This is a genomic window from Micromonospora sp. NPDC007208, assembly GCF_042869175.1.
Classification (GTDB): domain Bacteria; phylum Actinomycetota; class Actinomycetes; order Mycobacteriales; family Micromonosporaceae; genus Micromonospora; species Micromonospora foliorum.
Genome location: NZ_JBIAFG010000002.1, coordinates 65,944 through 80,310, shown reverse-complemented (window position 1 = coordinate 80,310; position 14,367 = coordinate 65,944). Strand labels below are relative to the sequence as shown.

Genomic DNA, 14,367 nt, shown 5'->3' with positions numbered 1-14,367 from the left:
GCCCCGGCACGGACCGCGCGGGCTCCACCCGGACGGTCAGGACGCGCCGTCGGCGCGGAGCCGGAACACGTTCGACTCCGCCGAGTCGCGTAGCGACCCCAGCACGGCGCCGATCTTGTCCGCCGGCATCGGCTTGAAGAAGTGGTAGCCCTGCGCGGAGGTGCAACCCAGCTCGGCCAGGGCCATCCGCTGTTCGGCGGTCTCCACCCCTTCGGCGACCACCCGCAGCCCCAACTCGTGGGCGAGGCCCACGGTCGTCCGGACGATCGCGGCGGCCTCCGGCGAGTCGGCCATCCGGATGACGAACGAGCGGTCCACCTTCAACTCGTCCACCGCGATCCGGGTGAGGAAGGTCAGCGACGAGAAGCCGGTGCCGAAGTCGTCGACCGCGAGTTGCACGCCCATCGAGCGGAGCGTCGCCAGCACCTCGTCGATGACCTCCAGCTCGCTCATCACCACCGTCTCGGTGATCTCCAGAACGAGCCGGTGCGGCGGCACCTGGTGGCGGCGCAACGCTTCGGCGATCTCCGCCGGTAGCCGGGGGTCGAGCAGGCTGCGCGCCGAGAGGTTGACCGAGATCGGGACGTCCAACCCGTCCCGGGCCCAACTGGCGGCCACGCTGAGCGCCTTGTTCAGCACGTAGCGGGTGAAGGTGCCGAGCTGCTCGCTGTTCTCCACCGGTCGGATGAAGTCGGCCGGGTTCAGCCACCCCCGCCGGGGGTGCTGCCAACGGATCAGCGCCTCCACCCCGGTGGGCGCACCGGTGGCCAGGTCGACCGCCGGTTGCAGAGCCAACACCAGCTGGTCGTCGACCTTCAACGCCTCACGCAGCTCGGCCAGGAGCGCGAGCTGGTCGGTGCTGGCCGCGTCGCGCGCGCCGTCGTACGCGGCGACGTTGCCACCACCCTCCTTGGCCTGGTACATCGCGATGTCGGCCCGACGCAGCAGCTCGGTCAGGTCCGCGGTGCCAGCGGTGGCCACCACGACCCCGACCGAGACCTCGATGGACATCCGTACGCCGGCCACCTCGGTCGGCGCGGCCAGCCGCTCGGCGATCTCGCGGGCCTGGCGCAACGCGTGGGCCATCGGGGCGGCCCGGTCACCGAGGACCGGCACCGCCGTGAGCAGCAGCGCGAACTCGTCGCCGCCGAGTCGGCCGAGCAGGTCGCCGCTGCGGACCAGCGCGTTGAGTCGGTTCGCGGTCAGCCGCAGCAGCTGGTCACCCGCCGCGTGGCCGAGGGTGTCGTTGACTTCCTTGAACTGGTTGATGTCCAGCAGCAGCAGCGCCACCGGGTGATCGTGGCTGAGTTGTCGCAGCGACTGGTCGCCCTTGCTCAGCATCGCCGCCCGGTTGGCCAGCCCGGTGAGCGGGTCGTGCACCGCCTCGTACGACGAACGGGCGGTCACCAGCCGCAGCTCGTGGTGGGTCGCGGCGTCGTGCAGCGCGGCGGCGAGCGCGTCGCCGAACGCGGCCACTGCGTCGTGTTCCCGGGCCGTGGGCGGGGCCGAGCGGGGGAACCGCACCCGCAGCCGACCGACCGGCGCGGCGCCGACCGACAGCGCCCGGCTCAGCTCGTGCTCGTCCGGCTCGGACTGGTCCGGTGGGCCGGTCTCCCGGTCGACCAGTTGACCGCCGGCGTCGCCCCGGTAGCGGTGCCACCGCCCGTCGGCCCGGGCCACGTCGACGTCCACCAGTTCGGCGTTGAACAGCGTCAGCGCCCCGGTGACCGCCGCGGTGGCCACGCCCCGCTCGTCGAGCTGGTTGAGGGCCGCGGTGGCCTCGGCGAAGGCGCGCCAGGTGCGGCGCTCCTGATCGGAGCGCAGCCGGTAACGGTAGGTCTGTTGCAGCAGCCACAGCAGTGGCGGCAGCAACAGCAACCAGCGCGGGTCCAGCTCCAGCAGTGCGACCACCACGAGGCCGACCGCCACGTTGCCGACGAACATCAGCAGCTTGCCGCGGAGCGCGGCGAGCAGCGGTGGCCCGATCGGAAGCCCGTGTCGCAGACCCAGCGTCACGCCGCCCAGCCAGGCGGTCACCAGGAGGTACGTCACCGAACCGGCGATCACGGCCAGCGCCAGCATCGGGGTGGGCGGAGAGAGCAGCGGCCGACCGAGCGCGGTGGTCACGGAGACGGCCAGTGCCGACGCGGCGGCCAACGAGGCGGCGATCCGGACGATCTCCAGGGCCGGACGGCGGTCGTTGTGCAGTGACAGCATCGTCCAGGCCAGCCCGGTGCCGAGCAGCGTGGCGGACGGGAGCCAGCCGGCCGGAGTCAGATAGAGGCAGACGATCAGGGCCGCCTCGCCCCAGGTGATGCTGACCATGCCCGCGGCCGAACGGAAGCGCAGCCGGGCGAGTTGGGCGAGGGCCAGGACGGCGACCGCGATGCCGAAGCGGGCCGGACCGCCGAGGGGGTCGTCGGCCGGCAGCCGGACCGGGAGGGTCAGCCCGACCGCGGCGGCGGCCAGGGCGGTCAGCGTGACGGCGGCGGTGAGCACCAGCAGCCGGCCCGGTGTGCCACGCACCCCGAGCCGATCGAACGGGTCGTCGGCCGGACCGGAGGTCATCGACCTCCCCCGTCAGCCGACCGACCGACGTCGCGGCGGGCGGCCGGTGCTGTGCTGGTCATCGGCGCCCCCTCCCGCACACGGCTCGGAGACTTTTGGTCCCCCCGGCGGAAGGCTAAGCCAAACCGGGTGGCCGCAACAGGGGGCGACCAACCGGTTCGGCGTGATTCATGCGCGGACTACCCGTTCAGGTGCTGCTGGTGCCCGTTGGGAGCGGGCGTGGATGAATCACGCCCCCCGGTCCCGTCTGTCGGATCGACGACTGCCGCATCGGCCCTGGTCGGGTCGGTCGACCCGGACTGCTGGGGAAAACGGTCCGGCAGGCGGCGCAGCCGAGCGTTCATGTTGCGGATCAGCAGGATGGTCGCGGTGGCCAGCAGCAGGATGAGGAAGAGGCCCATCGGCCCGGCCAGACCACCCGTGCGGGTGTCCCCGAAGTTGTTCTCCGCGAGCACCTGGGCAGCGGTCAGCATGGCGTTCCTCCGATGTGCGGTTGGTAACCAGGGTAGCCCCGCCGGGAATCAGCGCGCGTGCGCCGTCTCCCGCACCCCCGCGAAGAGATCGGACTCGGGGAGCGGGCTGTCGACCATCGAGCGGGCCAACTCGTAGTCCTCGGTCGGCCAGGCGCTCTTCTGGAGCTCCATCGGCACGTGGAACCAGAAGCCGTCCGGGTCGACCTGGGTGGCGTGGGCGCGCAGCGCGTCGTCGCGGACCGGGAAGTATTCGGCGCACTCCACCCGGGTGGTGATCCGGGGGCCCTTGTCGGGCCGATCCTCCCACCGCTTGAGCCACTCCTCGTAGGGCGACTCCAGACCGGCTGCCAGCATGCCCTCGTGCAGGGCCATGATCTTGCCCTTGGAGAAGCCGATGTCGTAGTAGAGCTTCAGCGGCTGCCAGGGCGCGCCCAGCTCCGGGTAGCGCTCCGGGTCACCGGCGGCCTCGAACGCGGCCACGCTCACCTTGTGGCACATGATGTGGTCCGGGTGCGGGTAGCCGCCCTCTTCGTCGTACGTGGTCACCACGTGCGGACGGAACTCGCGCATCAGCCGCACCAGCGGGCCCGCGGCGACCTCGACGTCCTGGAGGGCGAAACAACCCTCGGGCAGCGGCGGCAGCGGATCACCCTCGGGCAGGCCCGAGTCGACGAAGCCCAGCCAGGCCTGGTCGACGCCGAGGATCGCCCGCGCGGCGTCCATCTCGGCTCGCCGGATCTCGCCGATGTTGGCCCACACGTCGGGCCGGTCAAGCTTGGGGTTGAGCACGCTCCCGCGCTCGCCGCCGGTGCACGTCACGACCAGGACGTCCACCCCCTGGGCGACATACTTCGCCGTCGTCGCCGCGCCCTTGCTCGACTCGTCGTCCGGGTGCGCGTGCACGGCCATGAGACGCAGTTGCTCTGCCAACTTCGGCGCTCCTCGTCTGTGCCGGACGGTGGACCCGACCGGGCTCGACCGGCTGACCTGCCGGGATCTTTCCTCACCGCACCCTGCCGCCGGCCACCAGCGCCGCGCACGACCTGCTATTCCTGCCGCTGGACCGGGTGGGAGGATGGGGCTCTGCCATTCTTGCCGATGCCGCCGACAACAACGCCAGGAGATACCCGCCGGTGACCGAGACGCACGCCACAATTTCAGCAGGCGCGCCGGTATTCCCGGCCGGGCGCTACGGCCGCCGCCGGGCACCGGGCGGAAAGCGCCGCCGTACGCTGCTGGCCGCGCTGGCGCTGTTGGCGCTCGTGGCGACGCTGACCGTGATCTCGGTCCGGCTCTACCGCCAGTACGGTGACCCGGTCTACGACGCCCAGGTGATCACGTACACCGACATCACGGACAAGCAGGTGCTTGTCGACTTTCGGGTGACCGTCCCGCCGGGTGGATCAGCGGTCTGCGTGCTGCGAGCCCGGGACCGTTCCGGCGCCGAGGTGGCCCGCGAACAGGTCACCGTGACCGCCGATCCCGGGGACCGGCACGTCACCACCCGGCACCGCCTGGCCACCACCGCGCGCCCGTTCATCGGCGAGGTTCTGCGCTGCCGACCACCGTCCTGAGCTGCCCAAACAGCACCGAAAACCGGGCCGACCGGGCGCCTACCGCGGGTGTCGGATCCGGACACCGGCGGTGATGGCCGACACGCTGTGTCGTACCGCACTGGTAACTTGGTAGTTCACCTGTCAGCCAGCCACGCACAACTGAGGAGAACGCCTGTGTCCACTGGCAACGAGGCGCCCGCCACCTGGCTGTCCCAGGACGCGTACGACCGCCTCCAGGCCGAGCTCGACGAGCACATCGCCAACCGCCCGGCGATCGCAGCCGAGATCAACGCTCGGCGCGAGGAGGGCGACCTGCGGGAGAACGGCGGCTACCACGCCGCCCGCGAGGAGCAGGGCAAGGCCGAGGGTCGCATCCGCTACCTGCAGGAGCTGCTGCGCACCGCGAAGGTCGGCGAGGCACCGACCGCCGACGCGGTGTCGCCGGGCATGGTCGTGACGATCTACTTCGACGACGACACCAACGACACCGAGACCTTCCTGCTCGGTTCTCGGGAGATCGCGGCCACGACCGACCTGACCGTCTACAGCCCCGAGTCCGCGCTGGGCAAGGCGATCCTGGGTGGTCGACCCGGGCAGACCTGCACCTACACGGCCCCGAGCGGCGCCGACATCAAGGTGACCGTGGTCAGCTTCGAGCCGTTCTCCGGCTGACCGTCGCCGACCGCGTTACCCGCTGCCGGCCGGGCCGACCGACGCCCGCGACCACTGTCGAAACACGGCGCATCCGAGGCGTGGCACCCCACCGGTGTCACGCCTCGGCCGCGAAGACCACCTGATACCCGCTGGCCCGCAGGGCGCTGATCAGGGTGTCCGAGTGCTCGACGCCCCGGGTCTCCACCGACAGCGCCACCTCGACCTCCCCGAGGCTGAGGTGCGGGTTGGCCCGCTGGTGCTCCACGTCCACCACGTTGGCCCGGTGCTCGGCGATCTGGCTGAGCAGCGACGCGAGCTGCCCCGGCCGGTCCGAACAGCGGACGGTCACCCGCAGGTAGCGACCCGCCGCGGCCAGCCCGTGCTCGATCACCCGCAGCATCAGCAACGGGTCGATGTTGCCGCCGGAGAGCACCGCGACCACCGGCGTCTCCACCTCGACCACGCCGGCCAGCAGCGCGGCGACACCGACCGCCCCGGCCGGCTCGACCACCTGCTTGCCGCGCTCCAGCAGCATCAGCAGGGCCCGAGAGATGTCCTCCTCGGAGACCGTGACGATCTCGTCGACCAATTTGCGCACGTGGTTGAAGGTGATCTCGCCCGGTCGCCCGACCGCGATGCCGTCGGCGATGGTGGAGAAGACGGGCAGCCGCACCGGTTCTCCGGCGACCAGTGAGGGCGGGAACGCGGCCGCGCCGGCCGCCTGCACGCCGATGATCCGGACGTCCGGTCGCAACGCCTTCGCGGCCACCGCCATGCCCGAGATCAGACCGCCGCCACCCACCCCGGTGATGATCGTCTTCACGTCCGGACACTGTTCGAGGATCTCCAGCGCCACCGTGCCCTGCCCGGCGATCACATCGGGGTGGTCGAACGGGTGGATCAGCACCGCGCCGGTGCGCTCGGCGTACGTGTGCGCGGCCACCAGCGACTCGTCGACCGTGTTTCCGGCCAACTCGACCTGTGCGCCGTACCCCTTGGTGGCGGCCACCTTCGGCAGCGGCGCGTTGACCGGCATGAAGACGGTGGCGTGCGTGCCGACCAGGCCGGCGGCGAGGGCCACGCCCTGCGCGTGGTTGCCCGCGCTCGCCGCGACAACACCGCGCTCCCGCTCCGCCGCCGACAACCGGGAGATCCGCACGTACGCGCCCCGCACCTTGTACGAGCCGGCGCGCTGCACGTTCTCGCACTTGAGCCACGTCGGCCCGCCCAGCGCCGCGCTGAGCGGCCGGGAGGGCTCCAGCGGGGTGGTGCGGATGACGCCAGCGAGCAACTCCCGTGCGGCCCGCACGTCGTCGAGACCGACCAGTTCCGTCATGCCCCGATCGTGCCACCCGACTCCGGAACCCTCGGCGGCGACACCGGGGGGCACGACGCCGCGCACAACGTCGACGGTCAGGCGGTGGCCGGCGACCCCGTGCCGACCCGGGGGTAGCCGGGAGCGTGGCGCGTCCACGGGGCGGCCATCTCAAACTGGCCGGCCACGCCGAGCAGCAGCAGCTCCGAGCCGGGCGGGCCGACCAGCTGCACGGCGACCGGCAGGCCGTCCGGGCGGCGGCCGACCGGCACGACGACCGCCGGCAGGCCGGCGATGTTCCAGGGTGCGGCGTACGGGGCGTACCGGATGTTGGCTGTCATGTTCGCCCGCCAGGACCGCTCCGACCAGCGGGCCGCCTCCGGTGGCGCGCTGGCCAGCGCCGGGGTGAGCAGCAGGTCGACCGAGTGGTCGGTGAAGAAGTCGACCGACCGTTGCCGCCAGGCGGCCCGGTCCGCCTCCCGCACGTAGCCGCGACGCTGCGCCCACTCGCCCAGCGCGACGTGCCGCCGGGTACGCCGTTGCAGCCCACGCCGGTCCAGGCCAGCGGCCCGGACGTCGGTGGCGGCCGCGGCGAACCAGGTGGCGATGCCCTGGAGGCCGAGCGCGGTGGGGTAGACCGGATCGGCCGGCACCGTGTCGTGCCCGGCTGCGGCGAGGAGCCGGCCGGCGGCGGCGACCGCGTCCCGGTTGGGCGCGTCCGGTGAGACGCCGCGCACCGGGGAGCGCAGCGAGACGCCCACCCGCAGGCGCTGCGGGGGGACCAGCTTCTCCGGACGCCGGCCGGCGAGCACCGAGAAGCCGACCGCCGCGTCGGCGACCGTGCTGGTCAACATGCCGTGCTCGGTGAGGCCGAACCAGTCGTCCGCCCCGAGCTGGCAGGGGACCACACCCCGACCGGGCTTGAGCCCGACCAGCCCGCAGCAGGCCGCCGGGATCCGGATCGAGCCGAGGCCGTCGTTGGCGTGCGCGATCGGCACCAGCCCGGCGGCGACCGCCGCGGCGGCACCACCCGAGGACCCACCCGGGGTACGCGTGCTGTCCCACGGGTTACGGGTCACCGCGCTGTTGTCGTCGGTGACTGCCCACAGCCCCAGCTCCGGCATCCGGGTCACGCCGAGGATCACCGCGCCGGCGCCGCGCAGCCGACGCACCACCTCGTGGTCGGCCTCCGCGACGTCGGTGCGGGCGGCGGCCGACCCGTTCCAGGTGGGCAGGCCGGCGACCGGGGTGTTCTCCTTGACCGCCACCGGAACCCCGGCCAACGGCAGGTTGGCCAGGTCTTCCTGCTCGTCGACCTTCTCCGCCTCGGTGATCGCCTCCCCGCCGCGCACGGCGCGGAACGCGGCCAGCTCACGGTCGGCCCGGGAGATGTACTCGAGGTGGTCGGCGACGACCTGGGTCGCCGAGACGTCACCTCGGCGTACGCCCCGGGCGATCTGTTTGGCGGTCGCCCCGACCCAGGTCGCCATGATGTCCTGCACGGCCATCCTCCCCAGCGGTCAGCCCAGCGCCTGCTCCAGATCGGCGAGTAGGTCGTCGACCGTCTCGATGCCGACAGACAGTCGCACGAGATCGCCGGGAACTTCAAGCGGCGAGCCGGCAGCACTTGCGTGTGTCATCCGACCCGGGTGCTCGATCAGGGATTCCACGCCGCCCAGCGACTCGGCGAGCACGAAGAGCTTGGCCCGGTTGCAGATGTCCACGGCGTGGTCCTCACCACCAGCGGCGCGGAACGAGATCATGCCGCCGAACCGGCGCATCTGCTTGGCGGTCGTCTCGTGACCGGGGTGCGAGGGCAGCCCCGGGTAGAGCACCTGGGCGACCTTGGCGTGCCCGTCGAGGTACGCGGCGAGCCGCTCGGCGTTGTCGCAGTGCCGGTCCATGCGTACCCCGAGGGTCTTGATGCCCCGCAGGGTGAGCCAGGCGTCGAACGGGCCGTTGATCGCGCCCATCGCGTTCTGGTGGTAGCGCAGCTCCTCGCCGAGCCCGGCGTCGGCGACCACGAGCGCGCCACCGACAACGTCGGAGTGCCCACCGATGTACTTGGTGGTGGAGTGCATCACCACGTCCGCGCCGAAGGCGATCGGCTGCTGCAGGTACGGCGAGGCGAAGGTGTTGTCCACCACCAGCAGGGCGCCCGCGTCGTGGGCCACGGCGGCCAGGGCGGCGATGTCGGCGATGCCGAGCAGCGGGTTGGTCGGCGTCTCCACCCAGACGATCTTCGTGCGGCCGGGCTGCACGGCCGCCCGGACCGCGGCCGGGTCGGAGACCTTGGCCGGGCTGAACTCCAGGCCCCAACGCTGGGCGACCCGGGCGAAGAGTCGGTACGTGCCGCCGTACGCGTCGTCCGGGATCACCACGTGGTCGCCGGGCTGGCACACGGCCCGCAGCAGGGTGTCCTCCGCCGCCAGGCCGCTGGCGAAGGCGAGCCCCACCGGCCCGCCCTCCAGCGCCGCCAGGCACTCCTGGAGCGCGTCACGGGTCGGGTTGCCGGAGCGGCTGTACTCGTAGCCGAGGCGGGGCGCGCCGACCGCGTCCTGGGCGTACGTGCTGGTCTGGTAGATCGGTGGGATCACCGCGCCGGTGCGGGCCTCAGGGTCCTGACCGGCGTGGATGGCGAGCGTCTCGAAGCCGTGACTCATTCTGGTGAGGCTAGTGCCCCGTCCCGAGGGCTGGAACGGAACCCGCGCTCTCGGGCGGGGCCGGGCCGCCGGGGAGCCGCCGACATAGCCTGGCCCGATGAGCGGTTGCGTGTTCTGCGGGATCGTGACGGGCGAGGTGCCGGCGTTCCGGGTGGCCGACACCCCGGACGGGGTGGCGTTCCTGGACACCCGGCCGGTGTTCAAGGGGCACGTTCTGGTGGTGCCCCGGGTGCACCTGGTGAGCCTGGCCGAGTTGCCGGCCGACCTGCTGCCCGGCTACTTCGCCATGGTCCAGCGGCTGGCGGTGGCGGTGGAGACCGCTCTGGGCGCCGGTGGGACGTTCGTGGCCATGAACAACAAGGTGTCCCAATCGGTGCCCCACCTGCACACCCACGTGGTCCCCCGGACCAAGGGCGACGGGTTGCGTGGCTTCTTCTGGCCCCGCACCCGGTACGACGACGACACCGAGGCCCAGACGTACGCGGACCGGGTCGCGACCGCGCTGCCCGGTGGGGCCTGACTCGCGGTCACGCGGGTAAGAAAGCTGGACCCTCCGGTGTTACACGCTGGGAGAGGTACGAGAGGAGATCCCCACCGTGTTTTTGCGCCGTATGAACGCCGATATGGTCTCGCCCGACCAGGCCCTGCCGGGCCGTCCGATCGCCATGCCGGTCGCCGACCGCCACGAGGTGCTGGGCACCCCGTTGAAGGGCCCGTTCCCGGAAGGCCTTCAGGTCGCGGTCTTCGGCATGGGCTGTTTCTGGGGTGCCGAGCGGTTGTTCTGGACGCTTCCCGGCGTCTACACCACCTCCGCCGGTTACGCGGGTGGCATCACCAAGAACCCGACGTACGAGGAGACGTGCTCCGGCCGGACCGGGCACGCCGAGGTCGTCCAGGTGGTGTACGACCCCAGCAAGATCAACTACGAGGACCTGCTGAAGGTCTTCTGGGAGAACCACGACCCGACCCAGGGCATGCGCCAGGGCAACGATGTGGGCACCCAGTACCGCTCGGCGATCTACACGACCACCGACGAGCAGCGGACCATCGCGGAGTCGTCCCGGGACGCGTTCCAGCCGATCGTGACGCGGGCCGGCAAGGGTGAGATCACCACGGAGATCGCCCCGCTCGGCAGCTACTACTTTGCCGAGGACTACCACCAGCAGTACCTGGCACCGACCAAGAACCCGAACGGGTACTGCAACCACGGCCCGAACGGGCTGAGCTGCCCGGTCGGCGTGGCCCGTGTCGGCGGCTGACCACCGCCACCCGCACACCCGTGATGCCCGGCCACCTCTCAGGAGGTGGCCGGGCATTCCCGTTCGGCCCTGTGATCGAAATCCGTTGCCGAGCCCGACGAGAACTCGATAACGTGGCCGTACACGTGAAAGGAGGTGGTCCAGACTTGTATAGCAATCGGACTCGTGAGGTGGCTGTCAGCTAGCCGCTGTCCTCGACAGTGATCGGCCCGCCGCGAGGTGGGCAAAAAGCACCATCGTCGAGACCGTGTGGCAGCGGTGCGGCGAATCCACGACAGCCACCCGACCCCCGGGGTGCCGGCCAAGTCCAGCCGGCCCGCGCAGATGCGCGGAGCGCCCCGGGGGTCGCTCCATATCCGCGGGAGTGGCGATGTCCATGCGCGAGCTGGTGGTGCTCGGGACGGCCAGCCAGGCGCCGACCCGACAGCGCAACCACAACGGGTACGTGCTGCGCTGGGACGACGAGGTGATCCTCTTCGACCCGGGCGAGGGCAGCCAGCGTCAGCTCCTGCACACCACGGTCACCGCCACGGACCTCACCCGGATCTGCGTCACCCACTTCCACGGCGACCACTGCCTCGGCCTTCCCGGCACCATCCAGCGACTCTCCCTGGACCGGGTGGCGCACCCGGTGGCCGTGCACTTCCCCGCCGGCGGCGCCGAATACTTCGCCCGGCTGCGGTACGCCACCTCGTTCTACGAGACCGCCGAGCTGCGGGTCGAGCCCATCGAGGCCGACGGGCAGCGAATCGCCCTGCGCTGCGGCACGCTGGAGGCACGCCGGCTGCGGCACCCCATCGAGACGTACGGCTACCGGCTTGTCGAGCCGGACGGGCACCGGATGCTGCCGGAGAAGCTGGCCGCGTACGGCATCGCCGGGCCGGCCGTCGGCGAGCTGATCCGCGTCGGCCACCTGGACCTCGTCGGACGCCGCGTCACCCGGGCCGAGGTGAGCGTGCCCCGGCCGGGGCAGCGGTTCGCCTTCGTGATGGACACCGGCCTCTGCGACGGGGTGTACGCCCTCGCCGAGCACGCCGACCTGCTGGTCATCGAGTCGACGTTCCTGGAGTCGGAGGCCGCGCTCGCCGCCGAGGTCGGCCACCTGACCGCGGCGCAGGCCGCCCGGGTGGCGACCGAGTCCGGGGTACGCCGACTCGTGCTCACCCACTTCTCCCAGCGCTACACCGACCCGCGCCGGTTCCACGACGAGGCGCGCGTCCACTTCGACGGCGATCTGATCATTGCCGAGGACCTGACCACGGTGCAGCTTCCGCCGCGCCGGGTAGCCTCGGCCGGGTGACCGTCACGCTCCGCCCCGCAACCGAAGGCGACCTGATGGCGGTGGGCGCCCTGCACCAGCGCTCCCGGGTCGCCGCGTACTCCGCCTTCCTGCCGGCCGAGGCGCTGGCCAACCCGACACCGGAGGCGATGGGGCGGTACTGGGTCGAGCGGTGGGTCTGGGAGCGGGACACCCACCGGATGACGGTGGCCGAACGGGCCGGGGCGCTGGTCGGGTTCAGTCACCTGGGCCCGGACGACGAGGACCACCCTGCCACCGGGCTGCTCAACGCGATCCACCTCGACCCGGCCGAGCAGGGCCGCGGCACCGGCCGCACCCTGATGGTGGACGCGCTGGACGCCATGCGGGCGCAGGGCTGGCGGCGTGCCGCGCTCTGGGTGCTGCGGGACAACGCCCACGCCCGCTCCTTCTACGAGCGCGGCGGCTGGACCCCGACGGGCGACGAACGAGACGAGATGATCGGCTCAACACCTACCCGACAACTCCGCTACGCCCGCCCCCTCTGACCCCAGGCCCGCCTCCCACCTTGCCGATCTTGCACTTTCTGTCGGGACGAAACACCGCAATAGCGACGTTCAGGCGACAGCAAGTGCAAGATCGGCGGGGGGCGGGACGGGGTGGGGTGGGTTAGTGGGCGCCTAGGTGGGACAGGAGGTCTTGGCGGGTGAGCACGCCCTTGGGCTTGCCGTCTACCAGGACCAGGGCGGCGTCGGACTTCTCCAGCAGGCCCACCGCCTCGCTCACCGGCTGACCACCACCGATCATCGGCAGCGGGTCGCCCATGTGCCGCTCGATCGTGTCGTGCAGGTGGGCCTGACCGGTGAACAGCGCGTCGAGCAGGTCCCGCTCGGCGATCGAGCCGGCGACCTCACCGGTCACCACGGGCGGCTCGGCCTTGAGCACCGGCAGCTGCGAGACGCCGTACTCGCGCATGTAGTCGATCGCGTCGCGGACGGTCTCGGTCGGGTGCACGTGCACCAGCTCGGGTAGCCCACCCGGCTTGCTGGCCAGGGCGTCGGCCACCGTCGGCTCCGCGCCCGAGTTGTCGAGGAAGCCGTACCGGGCCATCCACGAATCGTTGAAGATCTTGGAGAGGTAGCCGCGGCCGCCGTCGGGCAGCAGCACCACCACCACGTCGTCCGGGCCGGCCCGGCGGGCGACCTCCAGGGCGGCGACCACCGCCATGCCGCAGGAACCGCCGACCAGCAGCCCCTCCTCGCGGGCCAGTCGCCGGGTCATCTCGAAGGACGCCTTGTCGGAGACCTCGACGATCTCGTCGGCGACACCCCGGTCGTACGTTTCCGGCCAGAAGTCCTCGCCGACGCCCTCCACCAGGTACGGCCGCCCGGTGCCGCCGGAGTAGACCGAGCCCTCCGGGTCGGCCCCGACGATGCGCACCCGACCCTCGGATGCCTCCTTGAGGTACCGGCCGATGCCGGAGATGGTGCCGCCGGTGCCGACGCCGGTCACGAGGTGGGTGAGCTCGCCGTCGGTCTGCTTCCACAGCTCCGGGCCGGTCGTCTCGTAGTGCGAGCGCGGGTTGGCCGGGTTGCTGTACTGGTCGGGCTTCCAGGCGCCGGGGATCTCCCGGGTCAGCCGGTCGGAGACGTTGTAGTACGAGCGCGGGTCCTCCGGAGCGACGGCGGTCGGGCAGACCACCACTTCGGCGCCGTACGCCCGGAGCACGTCCTGCTTGTCCTGGCTGACCTTGTCCGGGCAGACGAAGACGCACTTGTAGCCCTTGAGCTGGGCCACCAGGGCCAGCCCGACGCCGGTGTTGCCGCTGGTCGGCTCGACGATGGTGCCGCCGGGCTTGAGCAGGCCGGCGGCCTCGGCGTCCTCCACCATCCGCAGCGCGATCCGGTCCTTCACCGAGCCGCCCGGGTTGACGTACTCCACCTTGGCCAGCACGGTGGCCTGGATGCCCTCGGTGACGTTACGCAGACGCACCAGCGGGGTGTTTCCGATCATGTCGACGACGTTGTCGTAGTACTGCACGGTGTGCCCTTCGTTGCGGCGCCGGCGGTGGCGGCCGGGAAGACGTTTCCTCGTCGCCCAGCGTACGTGCCGTCAGGGCACCAGCCCCCCGGGGATGACCGAGCTGCGGCGGGCCTCCCACTCCAGGAAGCGATCGGTCTCGGCGAGCACGCTGCCGGCCAACCACGTGACCATGACCGCGTCGTCGGCCAGCCCGAAGATCGCCAGCGGGATCTCCGGGAGCAGGTCGATCGGCGAGACGATGTACGCCGTCGCCGCGGTCATCAGGGCCAGCCGGAGGCCGCCGTCGTACTCCCCCTTGGCGGTGGCTCGGATCATCCGGGGCAGCGCGGCCAACCGCGTGCCGATCGACGGCCCGTTGCGCGCCCCGGCCGCCAGGGCCCGCGCCAGGGCCGTGAACGCCGCGCTGCGCTTCAGTGTCTTACCCATCGTCGCGCTCCTCTCCGCCGGATCAGCGTGGCGGGTCGGCGCAAGTCGGCCGGCCTCTTCCATCCACCCAGATACCCCGTCGCGTCGGTTTCCAGGCACCCGGGTGCCGTCACGACGACAGCGGTGTGTCGGTGTAGCGCGATAATGTCGCG

Annotated in this window: 14 protein-coding genes; 6 read left to right on the top strand and 8 right to left on the bottom strand. The window is 71.8% G+C overall.

Annotated elements, in window-relative coordinates; all coding sequences use genetic code 11:
* Positions 1–36 precede the first annotated feature (36 nt).
* From ACFYL6_RS03835 to mca, 3 genes are all read right to left on the bottom strand, one after another.
* On the bottom strand, positions 37–2,568 hold the full coding sequence (locus ACFYL6_RS03835; protein WP_387167033.1) for a putative bifunctional diguanylate cyclase/phosphodiesterase: 2,532 nt from the start codon (positions 2,566–2,568) through the stop codon (positions 37–39).
* Positions 2,569–2,747: 179 nt separating this feature from the next.
* Positions 2,748–3,041 carry a hypothetical protein gene (locus tag ACFYL6_RS03830; RefSeq protein WP_112582453.1) on the bottom strand — a complete coding sequence of 98 codons (294 nt, stop codon included), beginning with the start codon at positions 3,039–3,041 and terminating at the stop codon, positions 2,748–2,750.
* A 48-nt stretch (positions 3,042–3,089) separates the two neighbouring features.
* Positions 3,090–3,971, bottom strand: a complete 882-nt coding sequence (gene mca / locus ACFYL6_RS03825; protein WP_387167030.1) for a mycothiol conjugate amidase Mca — start codon at positions 3,969–3,971, stop codon at positions 3,090–3,092.
* Positions 3,972–4,174: 203 nt separating this feature from the next.
* Here mca and ACFYL6_RS03820 point away from each other — a divergent pair, with 203 nt between their 5' ends.
* On the top strand, positions 4,175–4,615 hold the full coding sequence (locus ACFYL6_RS03820; protein ID WP_387167027.1) for a DUF4307 domain-containing protein: 441 nt from the start codon (positions 4,175–4,177) through the stop codon (positions 4,613–4,615).
* A 156-nt stretch (positions 4,616–4,771) separates the two neighbouring features.
* Complete coding sequence (gene greA, locus ACFYL6_RS03815; RefSeq protein ID WP_238660037.1) at positions 4,772–5,269, top strand: transcription elongation factor GreA; 498 nt, start codon at positions 4,772–4,774, stop codon at positions 5,267–5,269.
* Between the two features lie 97 nt (positions 5,270–5,366).
* Here the strand turns inward: greA and ilvA are convergent, their stop codons facing one another.
* From ilvA to ACFYL6_RS03800, 3 genes are all read right to left on the bottom strand, one after another.
* Positions 5,367–6,587, bottom strand: a complete 1,221-nt coding sequence (ilvA, locus tag ACFYL6_RS03810) for a threonine ammonia-lyase (protein WP_238660038.1) — start codon at positions 6,585–6,587, stop codon at positions 5,367–5,369.
* 77 nt (positions 6,588–6,664) lie between these two features.
* Positions 6,665–8,074 carry an amidase gene (locus ACFYL6_RS03805; RefSeq protein WP_387167023.1) on the bottom strand — a complete coding sequence of 470 codons (1,410 nt, stop codon included), beginning with the start codon at positions 8,072–8,074 and terminating at the stop codon, positions 6,665–6,667.
* A 12-nt stretch (positions 8,075–8,086) separates the two neighbouring features.
* Positions 8,087–9,229: a cystathionine gamma-synthase gene (locus tag ACFYL6_RS03800; protein WP_387167020.1), complete on the bottom strand. Its 1,143-nt coding sequence runs from the start codon at positions 9,227–9,229 to the stop codon at positions 8,087–8,089.
* A 97-nt stretch (positions 9,230–9,326) separates the two neighbouring features.
* Between ACFYL6_RS03800 and ACFYL6_RS03795 the strand changes: the two genes are divergently transcribed.
* The 4 genes from ACFYL6_RS03795 (at position 9,327) to ACFYL6_RS03780 (ending at position 12,294) form a co-directional block, all read left to right on the top strand.
* A complete protein-coding gene (locus ACFYL6_RS03795; protein ID WP_387167017.1) occupies positions 9,327–9,749 on the top strand; it encodes an HIT family protein in 423 nt (140 codons plus the stop codon).
* A gap of 76 nt (positions 9,750–9,825) precedes the next feature.
* The gene (gene msrA / locus ACFYL6_RS03790) at positions 9,826–10,488 is read left to right on the top strand and encodes a peptide-methionine (S)-S-oxide reductase MsrA (RefSeq protein ID WP_124854717.1); all 663 of its coding nucleotides are present in this window, start codon (positions 9,826–9,828) and stop codon (positions 10,486–10,488) included.
* A 370-nt stretch (positions 10,489–10,858) separates the two neighbouring features.
* Positions 10,859–11,788, top strand: a complete 930-nt coding sequence (locus ACFYL6_RS03785) for a ribonuclease Z (RefSeq protein ID WP_387167014.1) — start codon at positions 10,859–10,861, stop codon at positions 11,786–11,788.
* Complete coding sequence (locus ACFYL6_RS03780; RefSeq protein WP_387167011.1) at positions 11,785–12,294, top strand: GNAT family N-acetyltransferase; 510 nt, start codon at positions 11,785–11,787, stop codon at positions 12,292–12,294. The genes ACFYL6_RS03785 and ACFYL6_RS03780 overlap by 4 nt, the downstream gene beginning before the upstream one ends.
* Positions 12,295–12,415: 121 nt before the next feature.
* On the opposite strand, the gene ACFYL6_RS03775 is transcribed toward ACFYL6_RS03780, so the two are convergent.
* Both ACFYL6_RS03775 and ACFYL6_RS03770 read right to left on the bottom strand, forming a co-directional pair.
* The gene (locus tag ACFYL6_RS03775) at positions 12,416–13,786 is read right to left on the bottom strand and encodes a cystathionine beta-synthase (protein WP_387167008.1); all 1,371 of its coding nucleotides are present in this window, start codon (positions 13,784–13,786) and stop codon (positions 12,416–12,418) included.
* A gap of 72 nt (positions 13,787–13,858) precedes the next feature.
* Positions 13,859–14,215: a YkvA family protein gene (locus ACFYL6_RS03770; RefSeq protein ID WP_030328742.1), complete on the bottom strand. Its 357-nt coding sequence runs from the start codon at positions 14,213–14,215 to the stop codon at positions 13,859–13,861.
* Positions 14,216–14,367: the final 152 nt, after the last annotated feature.

Excerpts from the sequence above, each read along its gene's own strand:
- ACFYL6_RS03835 (WP_387167033.1), bottom strand. The coding sequence starts at position 2,568 with ATGACCTCCGGTCCGGCCGACGACCCGTTCGATCGGCTCGGGGTGCGT.
- ACFYL6_RS03830 (WP_112582453.1), bottom strand. The coding sequence starts at position 3,041 with ATGCTGACCGCTGCCCAGGTGCTCGCGGAGAACAACTTCGGGGACACC.
- ilvA (WP_238660038.1), bottom strand. The coding sequence starts at position 6,587 with ATGACGGAACTGGTCGGTCTCGACGACGTGCGGGCCGCACGGGAGTTG.
- ACFYL6_RS03805 (WP_387167023.1), bottom strand. The coding sequence starts at position 8,074 with ATGGCCGTGCAGGACATCATGGCGACCTGGGTCGGGGCGACCGCCAAA.
- ACFYL6_RS03800 (WP_387167020.1), bottom strand. The coding sequence starts at position 9,229 with ATGAGTCACGGCTTCGAGACGCTCGCCATCCACGCCGGTCAGGACCCT.
- ACFYL6_RS03795 (WP_387167017.1), top strand. The coding sequence starts at position 9,327 with ATGAGCGGTTGCGTGTTCTGCGGGATCGTGACGGGCGAGGTGCCGGCG.
- ACFYL6_RS03785 (WP_387167014.1), top strand. The coding sequence starts at position 10,859 with ATGTCCATGCGCGAGCTGGTGGTGCTCGGGACGGCCAGCCAGGCGCCG.
- ACFYL6_RS03770 (WP_030328742.1), bottom strand. The coding sequence starts at position 14,215 with ATGGGTAAGACACTGAAGCGCAGCGCGGCGTTCACGGCCCTGGCGCGG.